11 protein-coding genes and 2 pseudogenes are annotated in these 12,912 nt (G+C 50.6%); 2 read left to right on the top strand and 11 right to left on the bottom strand.

What is annotated here, in order from left to right:
* Positions 1-37: 37 nt before the first annotated feature.
* Both K1X45_RS05340 and K1X45_RS05335 read right to left on the bottom strand, forming a co-directional pair.
* A complete protein-coding gene (locus K1X45_RS05340) occupies positions 38-745 on the bottom strand; it encodes a response regulator (RefSeq protein ID WP_022710145.1) in 708 nt (235 codons plus the stop codon).
* Between the two features lie 139 nt (positions 746-884).
* Entirely contained in the window at positions 885-1,406 is a 522-nt protein-coding gene (locus K1X45_RS05335; protein ID WP_220160027.1) for a MarR family winged helix-turn-helix transcriptional regulator, read from the bottom strand.
* A 310-nt stretch (positions 1,407-1,716) separates the two neighbouring features.
* Between K1X45_RS05335 and K1X45_RS05330 the strand changes: the two genes are divergently transcribed.
* On the top strand, positions 1,717-1,998 hold the full coding sequence (locus K1X45_RS05330; RefSeq protein WP_022710147.1) for a hypothetical protein: 282 nt from the start codon (positions 1,717-1,719) through the stop codon (positions 1,996-1,998).
* A 310-nt stretch (positions 1,999-2,308) separates the two neighbouring features.
* Positions 2,309-2,950: an MBL fold metallo-hydrolase gene (locus K1X45_RS05325; RefSeq protein WP_220160026.1), complete on the top strand. Its 642-nt coding sequence runs from the start codon at positions 2,309-2,311 to the stop codon at positions 2,948-2,950.
* Positions 2,951-3,026: 76 nt separating this feature from the next.
* Here the strand turns inward: K1X45_RS05325 and K1X45_RS05320 are convergent, their stop codons facing one another.
* The 9 genes and pseudogenes from K1X45_RS05320 to K1X45_RS05285 all read right to left on the bottom strand — a co-directional run bounded on the left by K1X45_RS05320 (position 3,027) and on the right by K1X45_RS05285 (position 12,199).
* Complete coding sequence (locus tag K1X45_RS05320; RefSeq protein ID WP_075656380.1) at positions 3,027-3,518, bottom strand: BA14K family protein; 492 nt, start codon at positions 3,516-3,518, stop codon at positions 3,027-3,029.
* Positions 3,519-4,048: 530 nt separating this feature from the next.
* Entirely contained in the window at positions 4,049-4,264 is a 216-nt protein-coding gene (locus tag K1X45_RS05315) for a cold-shock protein (RefSeq protein WP_220160025.1), read from the bottom strand.
* Entirely contained in the window at positions 4,246-4,581 is a 336-nt protein-coding gene (locus K1X45_RS05310; RefSeq protein ID WP_139316403.1) for a hypothetical protein, read from the bottom strand. Before K1X45_RS05310 ends, K1X45_RS05315 begins: the two co-directional genes overlap by 19 nt.
* A 309-nt stretch (positions 4,582-4,890) precedes the next feature.
* Positions 4,891-5,814: a lytic transglycosylase domain-containing protein gene (locus K1X45_RS05305; protein ID WP_220160024.1), complete on the bottom strand. Its 924-nt coding sequence runs from the start codon at positions 5,812-5,814 to the stop codon at positions 4,891-4,893.
* 239 nt (positions 5,815-6,053) lie between these two features.
* Positions 6,054-6,245: pseudogene (locus tag K1X45_RS16055) on the bottom strand (hypothetical protein); the annotation flags it as partial.
* 45 nt (positions 6,246-6,290) lie between these two features.
* Positions 6,291-8,795: pseudogene (gene uvrB, locus K1X45_RS05300) on the bottom strand (excinuclease ABC subunit UvrB); the annotation flags it as partial.
* Between the two features lie 210 nt (positions 8,796-9,005).
* Positions 9,006-9,545: an SH3 domain-containing protein gene (locus tag K1X45_RS05295; protein ID WP_075656049.1), complete on the bottom strand. Its 540-nt coding sequence runs from the start codon at positions 9,543-9,545 to the stop codon at positions 9,006-9,008.
* 358 nt (positions 9,546-9,903) lie between these two features.
* Positions 9,904-11,079, bottom strand: coding sequence for an alpha/beta hydrolase (locus tag K1X45_RS05290; RefSeq protein WP_022711702.1), 1,176 nt, complete (start codon positions 11,077-11,079; stop codon positions 9,904-9,906).
* 193 nt (positions 11,080-11,272) lie between these two features.
* The gene (locus K1X45_RS05285; RefSeq protein ID WP_220160022.1) at positions 11,273-12,199 is read right to left on the bottom strand and encodes a DMT family transporter; all 927 of its coding nucleotides are present in this window, start codon (positions 12,197-12,199) and stop codon (positions 11,273-11,275) included.
* Between the last annotated feature and the right edge of the window lie 713 nt (positions 12,200-12,912).

Here is a 12,912-nt window from a genome sequence, read left to right as displayed (position 1 = left end):
CTGTCCATCAGGATTATGTTATTGGCGACGAGCGCTTTTATTGCTCAATACTCAGCTTGTAGCCGATGCCGCGCACTGTTTGCAGCCAGATCGGATTGGCAGGATCGACTTCAATCTTGCGGCGCAGACGGTTGATCTGCACATCGATTGTTCTTTCTCCGACTTCCCCGTCCTGACCTGTCAGCTCATGACGCGGCACTGTCTCACCGGCGCGTTCAGCGAAGATCGTCATTATATCCTGTTCACGATCCGTCAGTTTGATAACTTCGCCGCCCTGTTTGAGTTCCTTGCGCGGAATGGAAAAAGTGTAAGGGCCGAAAACAATCTGCTCAATAATATGTTGTGTCGGCTGGGCACCGCGGCGCAGAATATTATTGATACGCAGGGTCAGTTCACGCGGATCAAACGGTTTGGAGAGATAGTCATCGGCACCGGCTTCGAGGCCGCTGATGCGGCTGTCAGTTTCTGAAAGCGCGGTAAGCATCAGAATGGGCACATTCTTCTGTTCACGCAATGAGCGGGTCAGCTCCACACCGCTTTCGCCCGGCATCATGACGTCGAGAATAATGAGATCGAAATCAATGCCTTCGAGCTTGCGGCGGGCTTCCTGCGCATTGGCTGCCATTGTGACACGGTAACCGGTGGTGCTCAGATATTGCGAGAGCAGGCTGCGGATACGGGTATCATCATCAACCACCAGCAGGTGCGGGGCATCGTCGGACAGAATTGTGTCTTCGCTGGTCATTGGTTTACCCTTTCAGTACAGAGCTTTTCCTGCCTCAGGCGAGGCGTGTATTCAGCTTGTTATCTCGGCTTCTGCAGTCTGTTTATCTGTGTGCACGGCCTTCGGATATACACACTATGTGAATGAAGGCTGTTTATATTTACCGGCTGAGCGGCAGGCTGTCGATCTGATCGCGCTGGTCGCTGTTGACCATGGCTTTCAGGAAATTCTGGATAATCTTTTTTTCCGCGACATTGCTTTCAGCCAGAGCCGCGGCAATGCGGTTTGACTGTGGCTGTGTCAGCGAAAGAATAAGCTTGCGGCCGGAAACAGTCGGATATAATTCCCGCTGGCGGCGGTCGGTTTCACCGGTCAGCTGGATAATATGGCCGTTATCGACCAGTTGTTTCAGAACACGGGCAAGGCTCTGCTTGGTGATTTTCAAAACATCCAGCAGTTCCGCAACACTCATGCCGGGCTTGCGGTTGACGAAATATAACACACGGTGATGCGCGCGGCCGAAGCCCATGGTTTCAAGCTGCTTATCGGGATCTGCTGTAAAATCGCGATAGGAAAAGAACAGAAGTTCAATGATGCCCAGATCGTTGACCTCATCTTCTGAGAGGGCGGCACGAATAGTAGTATCATTGTGATTGAAACGCACGTCCGGTCTCCGGTTCATTCATATTTCGGCCTGCTAGTTCTATCAGCCTGTTTGTTATGCGGATAGATTATCTGCATCTTACTTTCCATTATCCGCTTTAGAAACAACCATGGCAATATTTTGCGGCGCAACATGCTGCATTTTCACACTATCTGCCGTTTAAATCTGATTCTGTGTGAAATCGCATGATTACGGGCAGCGCCGAGGGATGAAACATGCTGAATTTAACAGGTAATAATTATAAGAATTGACAGTCTCCTTTTTCTTGTCATCATCAAGATGTCAAGGCGTTCTACTTTGATGTTTAACATTAATTGGGGTGACAATTATGGATGCCATTATTCCTATTCTTGTGCAGTTAGTCGCCGGTGCTGTCGGCGGCAATCTGGCCGGCGCAGTTAAGAATCTCAGCCTTGGAACAACAGGCAATACAGTTGCCGGTGGTATCGGCGGTCTGATCCTCGGTCAGCTACTGCCAATGCTGGCCGGTGGCGGTGTCGATTCTGCATTGAGCGGTATTGTCGGACAGTTGATCGGCGGCGGTGCCGGTGGTGCCGTTCTGACAGCCGTAATCGGTCTGATTAAAAACAGCATGGCTAATAAAGCCTGACCATAAAAACTCGGGATTAATTACCTTATGACCGGCAGGGCGGGATGTCGTGCCGGTCTTATAAATATGTTTTTCTTCAAGTGGTGCGTGTTGCACTGCTTTTTTGATTTATCCGGCCTATATAAAGGACAGCTCCGGCTGTCCTTTTTGTTTGCACCAGAGCGTGCCACGCTTAATTATACGCATGGCACTTACTCTGGATCCTTCTATGGTCGCATGTTCGCGGGAGCTCAAATGGATCCATTTGAACCAGACATGTTCCAGTTAAACGAAAACCGGTCAGAGCACGCAAACGATAATCGGGTGATAAATGAGCAAGCTTCAGGCAATCATAGTGGCAGTCACGCCTTTCCGGCAGAATTGTACAATCCTGTTCGATAAGGACAGTAAAAAAGGTGTTGTTGTTGATCCGGGCGGTGATGTTGATGTGCTTAAGGAAGTGATCGAGAACAATCAGCTGAAAATCGAAGAGATCTGGATCACCCACGGTCATGTCGATCATATCGGTGCTGCCGCTGATCTGCGTGATGCTTTGCAGGTGCCGATTATCGGCTCACAGGAAGAAGATGCGTTTCTCTACGATAATGTTGAAGCCTCGGCGGCCAAATTCGGTCTGGGAGAAGGCTTCCGCAATTTTCAGCCGGATCGCTGGCTGAAAGAAGGTGATGTTTTACAGGTTGCCGGTGAGGATTTTGAAGTTCTGCATTGCCCGGGACACTCGCCGGGACATGTGGTTTTCATCAATAAAGCCATGCATTTTGCAATTGTCGGCGATGTTTTGTTCAACGGATCAGTGGGCCGGACGGATTTGCCGGGCGGCGATCATGAAACATTGATCCGCTCCATCAAGGAGAAACTGCTGCCACTTGGCGATGAATTCAGCTTTATCTGCGGCCATGGCGCAGGCAGTCGCTTTGGTGATGAGCGCAGAGGCAATCCGTTTCTGGTGTGAATGAGTTGCCACGGGCACCTAAAACTCTAATAAAAAAACCGCCGGAGTGACCGGCGGTTTTTTCATCTGAACGGGATCAGTTTGCGACGCAGAAGTGATCCTGACCATCATAGCCACGGAATGTACCGGACTGCGCATTGAAGGAGCGGTATTTCTGGGAGCACCAGTTATACCATTCGCGTGTCCATGGCTGGTAAGAGCCACGGTAGTCGCGGCCATAATTTCCGCGTGCCGGCTGGGCCGGGTAGAAAGTCTGTGGTGGCGGTGCATTGTAAATCGGTTCACGATAAACAGGCTGCGGTTGCGGCTGCGACATGGCACCGGCGATAATCGCACCGGCTGCAAGGCCAAGCACGCCTGCGGCTATCGCATTGTTGCGATCACGGCGACGGTCGCGGCGATCCCAGTCTCTGTCACGGTTGCGCCAGCCATTATCATGATTCCAGCCGCCATTGTTCCAGCCCCCGTGGCGGCGTCCCCAGTCATCAGCGGATGCAACTGAAAGATTGCCGGCTATCGTGGCAATGGAGAGGCCTGCGATCAGAGCGGTCTTGGTCAACTTATTCATCATAATCTGTGCCTCCTTACGAAGCTATACGCATTCGATAATACCGGTTTTGGTCTTCTCTCAGCAGCAACTTTATGTGCTGTGATAAGATGATGACCAATCATTAGAGCAGGGCATATGAATGCTTGCTGAACAGAAAATAGGGGGAATGTTCAGCTTTTTAAATATCTCCGTATGTCACGATTAATGACAAGCAGCGTGGATTTGAAAACATGGCTTCATGTGCCTTGAGAGTGTGCGGACACATTGCTTAAACGTAATCAGGCTTCAGCTGTAAGACATTCATGAAAACAACGGGATAGGAGGCTCTCTAATGAAAGGATCAATCCCGTAATGCTCTGCGTGCTGGTTTGAGCCGTCTTTTTTGGTTTTCAGACTGTATCAGAAAGTGAACAGCGAACGCTCACAGGAGCCGCTCTGCAGATAATAAAAAACCCCGGCGGAACCGGGGTTTCTGGATAAAGCACTGCTTGCAATCTGACTTCTGTGAGAATGTCACGCAGAAATCGTATATAGGCAGTTGGTGCTTTTTACTCGGTAATGCTGATGTCTACAGCTTTAGGGCCTTTGCCGCGACGATCCGGTTCAGTTTCGAAAGAAACTTTCTGATTGTCAGCGAGGTTTGTGAGGCCGGAAGCCTGAACAGCAGAGATATGTACGAAAATATCTGGTCCGCCATTATCCGGTTTGATAAAGCCAAAGCCTTTTTCACCATTAAAGAATTTGACTATGCCGGTTTGTGCCATGGGATACGTTCCTTTTCCTTGGCGCCGTCTTGGCCTTTCAGCCGCAACGGAATTTTTCGAACCGCTATGCGCACCACACGCCCAGCGGTAGGGGTATGCAGGCAGTTATCGAAATCAGGAAAGGAGCCGATCATTGTCAGTTGCCTGACCCGGAGCTTATAGCGGTTCCGGCGCGCCGTTCTTCCAGTCTTCCATTGTTCGCCAAATGCCCGAACATTTGAAGACTGATCTATAGAGAGGTATTTGGCAAGCAAATTTTTGTTATGACGCTGTTTTTTCTTTGCCAAGATGGGCTGTAATAAAAAATAAATAGTCATAAATACAAAGATACTTCACTAAAAAGAAATTCAAGATGACTTAAGTTTTATTTAGTTTTGAAAATTGTTGTATAATAACTGAATTATGTAGTTCTTTATGGTTGGAAGAAGTCGGATCACTTAAAAAATCGTATATTTTGAGAAAAAAATACACGAAAAGGCTGCGTTCGATTTTAAAGAGCGTTGTTTTCACTGCTGAAATTGAACAATTGCTGGCATTCCGGTTGTGTATTCGCGTTGTCGCTTATTCCGGAAAGTGATGCAGCCCCGTGTATTTCACTTTCATTGTCGCCAAAGGCTCTGAAAGTTTCAGCGGTTTCTGCGAATGATGCACGAGCCGCCACTGATTCTGATGGTCTGGCAGAGATTATCCGCTGTCTGACGGCTATTCGCACCGAGGCGGGCGACATAGATTCCTCTTCTGCCGATCGGGCTGCGGACACGGGAAATATAGATTTCCCGACCGGCAAACAGTTTCGGATTCTGTTTGCGCAAACGGTTCCATTGTGCGCTGACAACACTTTGACGGAAATTTCCTGCCACCTGAACCGCCCATGGAAACGGATTAAGCTGTGCCATAGAGATTGAGCGGGATTTGATGACGGGTAAAAGCTGGCAGGCTTGCTGAAAGGGCAGTTTGTCATCCAGCGGCGTGTCAGTCAGCTCTTGTCCGGTACTGAAATGATCCACGCTTTTTCCGGTAATGGAGAGAACATAATTTTCTGTCTCCAGCGGCAGAAAACCGCCATTCTTCATCCAGTTGGACAGGCGTGTCGGCCCTGCATTATAGGCCGCTGCTGCCAGCCCCCAATTGCCGAAACTGCCATGCAGATCTTTCAAAAACGATGCCGAGGCGGGCAGAGCCAGTTCAATATTAAAAGCATCGGTCAGGCCGCGTTCTTTAGCTGTATAGGGCATGAATTGCGCAATACCCTGCGCACCGACAGGGCTGACAGCCAGATGGTCAAAGCGGCTTTCTTTCCAGATCAGGCGGGCAAAGAAATTCGGCGGAATGCCATGTTTTTCAGCCGATCCGGCAATCAGGCGGCAGATTTGCGCAACATCCGGCGCAGGTTTCGCAGCGGTGTCAGACTTCTCGCTCTGTTTTTTCTCCGTTACGGGAGGGGCGGATTCGGTTGGTTTTTCCTGCTGCTGCTGTGCAAAGGCAACAGACAGACCAGAGACCGGAACAGACAGCATGAGTGCAGCAAATAATCCGGCCGGAAGGCGCATAGGCTGATCCTGTCAGAATATATCGCAAAAGTCCTGCGCGGGTTTTGAGACATATGTTAATGCCAGAGCATAATTTCTTAAACTTGAATGAGTTTAAGGTAAAATTATGCTGCAAATATAAAGTGTTAGAGCGATTTTTGTGCGCCCGAAAGGACGCGCGGCGCTCTAAGAAATGGAAAACGCACATCGCTTTCATGCGTTTTCCGTCTTGTGCTGTCAATACGGTCAAGAAGCAGACGCTATTTGCCGGGACGTCCGGTCTTGCCGGAGCGGCGGGTTTTACGCTTTACATCTACCGGATCTTCATAGGAGCCTGCACCGGCACGATGCCGCCTGACAGGAGCCGGATCGTCGTCGCTCTGCGGGCCGAGCGGTTTCGCCATATCTGTTCCGGGTCCCATATTGTCGAGCGACGGTTTTTTAAACAGTGATGGTGATGGCGATGTTCTGCCACCTCTGGACGGCCGTTCAAGAGACAGTTCCGCTTCGCGCGCCAGTGGATCATCGGCAATGGCCAGTTCTTTTTCACGCAGACGTTTGATTTCGTCACGCAGTCTTGCAGCCGTTTCAAAATCAAGATCAGCTGCGGCGTCACGCATCTTCTTCTCAAGATGCTCAAGATGTGCTCCGAGATTATTGCCGACCATGCCGCCTTGTTCTGCAAAGCCGCTAATATCCGCGCGCACATGATCCCGCTCATAAACGGAATTGAGAATATCCGAGATATTCTTGCGCACCGATGCCGGTGTAATGCCATGTTCGGTATTATAGGCAACCTGCTTCTCACGGCGGCGGCTGGTTTCCTCCATCGCGCGCTGCATGGAGCCGGTGATCGTATCAGCATAAAGAATAACGCGGCCATCGACATTTCGCGCTGCACGGCCGATTGTCTGCACCAGTGAAGTTTCTGAGCGCAGGAAGCCTTCTTTATCCGCATCGAGAATAGCGACGAAACCACATTCCGGAATGTCCAGACCTTCGCGCAGCAGGTTGATCCCGATCAGCACATCAAATGCACCAAGGCGCAGGTCACGGATAATCTCGATACGCTCCAGCGTATCAATATCCGAGTGCATATAACGAACGCGCACACCCTGTTCATGCAGATATTCTGTCAGGTCTTCGGCCATGCGCTTGGTAAGCACTGTGACCAGCGAGCGGTAGCCGTTCTTTGCGGTTTCGCGGATTTCCCCCAGCACATCATCGACCTGCGAACGGGCTGGACGCACTTCAACCGGCGGATCAATCAGGCCGGTCGGACGGATCAGCTGCTCGGCAAATACACCGCCGGATTGCTCCATTTCCCATTTGCCCGGCGTTGCTGAGACAGCAATGGTTTGCGGGCGCATGGCATCCCATTCCTCAAAGCGCAGCGGGCGGTTGTCCATGCAGGATGGCAGGCGGAATCCGTATTCCGCCAGTGTCGCTTTACGGCGGAAGTCGCCGCGATACATGCCGCCGATCTGCGGAACGGTAACGTGGCTTTCATCAATGAAAACCAGAGCATTATCAGGAATATATTCAAACAAAGTCGGCGGCGGCTCACCCGGTTGGCGGCCGGTGAGATAACGTGAATAATTTTCAATACCGGCGCAGGAGCCGGTTGCCTCAAGCATTTCCAGATCAAAGGTTGTGCGCTGTTCAAGACGCTGAGCTTCGAGCAGTCGGCCGGCATTATTCAGTTCGACGAGGCGGTGCTTCAGCTCTTCCTTGATGGATTTGATCGCCTGATTAAGTGTCGGGCGCGGGGTCACATAGTGCGAATTCGCATAGATTTTGACGGATTTGAGATCGCCGGTTTTCTGACCGGTCAGCGGGTCGAACTCGGTGATGGTTTCAATTTCATCGCCAAAAAGCGAGATACGCCATGCACGGTCTTCCAAGTGGGCAGGGAAGAGTTCAATCGTATCGCCGCGCACACGGAAAGAACCGCGCACGAAATTGATATCCTGCCGCTTATATTGCTGTGCAACGAGATCGGCGAGCAATTGGCGCTGATCGAGACGGTCGCCGATCGTCATTTCAAAGGTCATCGCCGTATAGGTTTCGACGGAACCGATACCGTAAATACAGGAGACCGAGGCGACGATAATCACATCATCGCGTTCCAGCAGTGAGCGGGTTGCGGAGTGGCGCATCCGGTCGATTTCTTCATTGATCGAGGATTCTTTCTCGATGAAGGTATCGGAGCGCGGCACATAGGCTTCCGGCTGATAATAGTCATAATAGGAAACGAAATATTCGACCGCATTATTCGGGAAGAAGCTTTTGAACTCTCCGTAAAGCTGGGCGGCCAGTGTTTTATTCGGCGCGAGGATAAGAGCAGGGCGCTGGGTGCGCTCAATAATATTGGCAACGGTAAAGGTTTTACCTGAACCGGTCACGCCGAGCAGTACCTGTGTCTGATCGCTGTTTTCAATACCTTCTACCAGATCGGCGATGGCTGTCGGCTGGTCACCGGAAGGGGTATATTCGGTTTCCATTTTAATCTGGATGCCGCCCTCAGATTTGGCAGGGCGTTCCGGCCGGTGCGGTGTCCAGAGTTTACCATTTTTGAACAGCGGATTGCCGGATTCAATCAAAGCAGACAGAGCTTCCACGGTTGCGGTGGCACCGCTGGAAGGCATATTGGCTGCATCTTCCATGGTGATATCCATGCCGGAGACAGGATTAAGTCCTGCCGCGACGCGTTCTTTCAGCGTGGCTGCCTTGGCGCGAGATGAAGGTGCTTTTTTCGCTTCTGTCTTTTTTGCTGCCGTTTTTTTAGCGACTGGTGCGGAAGGCATAGTTTCCGGCTGTTCCGCCATTTCACTGATCATCCGCGACCAGTCTCCGACCGAAGAGGAGAGCGGAATGCCGGAAAATTCTGCCTGAGGTGTTTCACCGAAACCATCAACTTGCGGTGCTTCGCCGAAACCAGCGTCCTGTTTCTGCTTGTTCAAATCAGCAGGGGGCTGTGATGACTTATCTTTTTTGGACATGTCAGAACTCTCTCGGCAAGCAGAAGCGAAGGACAGGTGATGGATACAGCCAGTCTGTAACCCGATCACAAGAAAGCGGGTAGTCAGACATTAGCGAATATAGGCATATAAGTATAGAACGAAAAGGGTACGTTTTCATTCTGGTCGATAATTATCAGAAACAAAAAAACGCCGCAGAAAATCCCTGCGGCGTTTTTAGAGGCTCAGTGATTACTGGCCGTGCGGACCATCACCGCCGCGACGCGGGCGGTTCCAGTGAGGGCGTCCCGGACGATGGCCGTTTTCCCAGCCCGGACGACCCGGACGGTATCCATCCCAGCCCGGGCGATAATTCGGCCTGTAATATGGGCGGTGCGGGCGATAATATGGACGATCCCAGCGGTCATACCTGTCATTGTTGATCGCCGAGCCGATAACCACACCGGCAATCAGCGGAATGCCGATAGCGGCAGCCGTATTGCCGAAATTATTATTACTGTAGTTGCCGGATGATCCTTCACGCACTGCGAGATAGCGTGAGGATGCCCAGCCGGAGCGTCCTGCGTAATTGACCCGACACCAGCCATAGCCGCTGGTGCAGCCGTTCACATCAACGCGTGCACCATTCGGAATAGAGCCGAGCGTGCGATAATTCGTGCCAGGGCCGGTACGCAGATTAAGATTGGTTGTTACAATCGCATTCGCAGCCTGTGCGGCTGTGGCGGAGAATAAAGCAAGGGCAATAATTGCCGATTTGATACCAAGTTTCATTTTTCGGTCTCCCCGTGATGAATTGTCTGTTTTTGCAGCAGAACAATCTGCGCGCTTTTCATGTCAGAGGCTTTCTGAGCTCAGAGCATCAAAGGGCGCCATGAATTATAAACGAATAAGCACCTGTTCCGGTTCCGTCATGCATTCATTCGGAATGTGGACGGATGGATAGCGGAGCTTTTTCGTTTGTCAGAATCTATACGGAATTATGTGAATACAGCCTGAATGCTTACTGGCTCAATATAGGCTTTTATTGATAGGGATAAAATCAATATTGCAAAATGTGGTTACTGCAGAAAACAGATTTTACACCACCCCCGAAGTCAAAACAGGTCGGGGATGGTGTGAGAGCTTGACACTATTGCTGAAAGCCTGTGGCAGCCGCAGTTAAAATACGTCCCGGCAGATAGATAACCATAGAAGCGGCACCGGTAATCACATTTGTACCATCGGCCAATATGGCCTGACCGGAGGTCTGACCTTCGCCTTTCAACGTATTGAAGGACAGGCTGCCGTCACTAACCAATGCCATCAGCGTTGGCGAAGAGGCAAAGACACTGTGATCTCCGCCGTCAACCGTGCTGGCATCCAGCACGGCAATGCCATATTTCTGCAGTGTTTCAATGCTGGAACCGTCGCCGACGCGGGAATGTCCGCCGGTAATGCGGCCTGAAATATTGAGCGCGCTGTCATTACGCGAAACCAGAACGGCCATAGGAGGCAGAGGCTTCACATCTTTGACCTGCTTTTCAAATACGTCCAGATCAATATCAGGAGCGGCCAGCAAAACATTGGTCAGACGGTTCAGTGCAGTCCGCTCTTCATTGAGTGCCAATGTGCGCAGGGCTTCCATGGTGACAAAACTGCCCATGGAGTGCCCAACCAGCAAAATCCTTTTGGCTTTGGTCTTTGATGCCAGTTTCAGCAATTCTGCCAGACCGTCGCGTGCAAAATTGGCGCTGTCGCGGTCATAAACATAAAGGCCGAGCGAGGCCGCAGACGGCCATGCATAATGCACGGTCACGGATTTTAACCCGTAATCATGGGTAAACTGGGCAGCGCGGAACGTGCTGTCCGCAAAATTATTGTTATAGCCATGCACAAAGATCAGCAGTTCCTGATCTTTTGCCGAGTGCTGATCCAGAGCCTGATTCAGCTGATTGACGAAAATCTGGCTGTTATCAAAAGGCTGGAAGCTGACTGCCGCGAAATGCTTGGCCGGATCCGGCTTATAGCCGGTCTTTTCCACAACGCCTTTCACATGGGATTTCGGGATGCCGATATCAACGCGTGAAAAATTCAGCTTGTCTGAACGTTTCGCATTGTAAGGCATTGAAAAATCATCACTGCGCTGACGGCTTGTGGCTACATAAACAGGGACAACGGAAGCTGGCTGAGCCGGTTTGATGATGGCAGCATTGGCCGCAGCTACAGAAGCCGGATTGGAATTGGGGCCGTGCCAGAGCACTGCGCGGGAGCCGGTGCAGCCGCTGATAATGATGGAAACGAATGCCAGAAACAAAATACGAGTCATTCGCTGCTCTATCCTTGCCAAGCCTGTTACTGTTCAACCAAGCGGAACATCTTCCGTGTACGTAACCGGATGTTCAGTGTTTTTAAAAGCAGTAATTAACAAGTCTGGCAATCTGTAAAACTAAACCGCACAGATAAATCCGGCGGTTTAACGTGCTGTCGTGTCTTTTAAACCATAGCTGTAACGGCTTGCCTTACAGGTTTTCTGCCGGAACCTCTGAAAGACTTGTCTTGCCAGCTGTCGGTTTTTTGAAGCGCAGACGGGGTACAATTTCGACCATCAGCATGGACAGGAAAATCAGCGCACAACCGGCAAGGCCGATAAATGGCAGGCGTTCACCGAGCAGAATTGCGCCGAACAGGGCTGCGAATAACGCTTCGGAAGACAGGAAAATAGCCGCCTGCGGTGCGCTGGTGTAACGGGTGCCGATGGCTTGCAATGTAAATGCCACGCCGGATGAGAACATGCCGGTAAACAGAATTTCCGGCGCTGCGGCCTGAATGGTTTGCCATTCGATCTGTTCAAAAATCGCAGCGCAAACAATGCCGGCAAATGCAACGACTGCGAACTGAACGCAGGCCATGGTAACCGGTCTGCCGATACGCAATGCATAGCGGGCAATGAACAGCCCTTGCAAAGCCCAGAAAAATGCACCGGCAATCATCAGCCAGTCGCCTTGGCTGAAACCGTCAAGCGAACCGCCGGACAGCATGAATATGCCTGTAAGGCTGAGCACGGCGCAAATCCAGACGACCGGATGCGGCCATTGGGAAAATAAAATCACGCCTAAAATCGGCACCAGCACAACATAAAGACCAGTGAGAAAGCCTGCATTGGTGACTGAAGTGGTGAGCAGGCCGGTTTGCTGCAGAACCATACCGGAAAATAACATGCTGCCGAGAATCATGAAGGCTTTATGATCGGAAAAGGACAGCGGTTTGGATGCGCGTCCGGCTTCCATAAAAGCAAAAGGTGCAACTGTTGCTGTGGCCACGATAAAGCGCAGACCGATAAAGGTCAGCGGGCCGATATTTTCCATGGCAGTTGACTGGGCAACAAAACCAAGCCCCCAGATCAGGCCGGCAAAAAGAAGCAATAAATTAGCGCGTGACTGGGTCATGATATGCCTGCGGAATGCAATAAACGTAGATCGTTACAGTTCAGATCATGTTTGTCTTGGGGAAGACGGAACTGTCCGGCAGGCCGGAACTGCTTTTCTCTGTATGATACGCGACAGAGCTGAGGGCAAACCGGATCTGAGCAGGCTGAGACTATGTGCTGAACCGCGGTCACTATGCTGTATTATTGCAGGAAAGCAAGCCGGATTTCAGCATAATATATGATGTTACAACGTATATCCAAAATGATTCTCACGCTGTCAGCTGTAGTTTTTTTGAAATTTTCGGACTTATAATACTTTATACTGAAGTCTTATATATTGTTTCAGCGTTTTCATGCTGTTGTGTTCATGTAAAAGCTGTCACAGGTTTTTAGTAAAAAAGATCTGTTTTTTTTAAAAAATGTTTCAGAAAAGCTTGGCGCGGGGCGGGCAGGCCCCGAGTTTTTCACAAGTTTTTTGCCGATGCTTTTTGCTCTTTCTTTTTGTTTGCAAAGCTGGCACGATAACTGAAACAGATGATGAATGATGAACGGTTCCGAAGCACCGCTTCGGCGACCGTTTTATTTTTGAGTCTCGGGGGTGTTCTCCGGCTGCTGCAGCATAATTCCTTAAGCCTGAAACCGCTTAAGGTAAAATTACGCTGCAAATATAAATGTTAGAGCAACCTTTGTGCACCCGACAGGGCGCATGGTGCTCTGCAAGCCGGAAGATAG

The organism is Pseudochrobactrum sp. Wa41.01b-1 (assembly GCF_019464455.1).
Classification (GTDB): domain Bacteria; phylum Pseudomonadota; class Alphaproteobacteria; order Rhizobiales; family Rhizobiaceae; genus Pseudochrobactrum; species Pseudochrobactrum saccharolyticum.
This window is presented reverse-complemented; position numbering and strand designations above follow the sequence as displayed.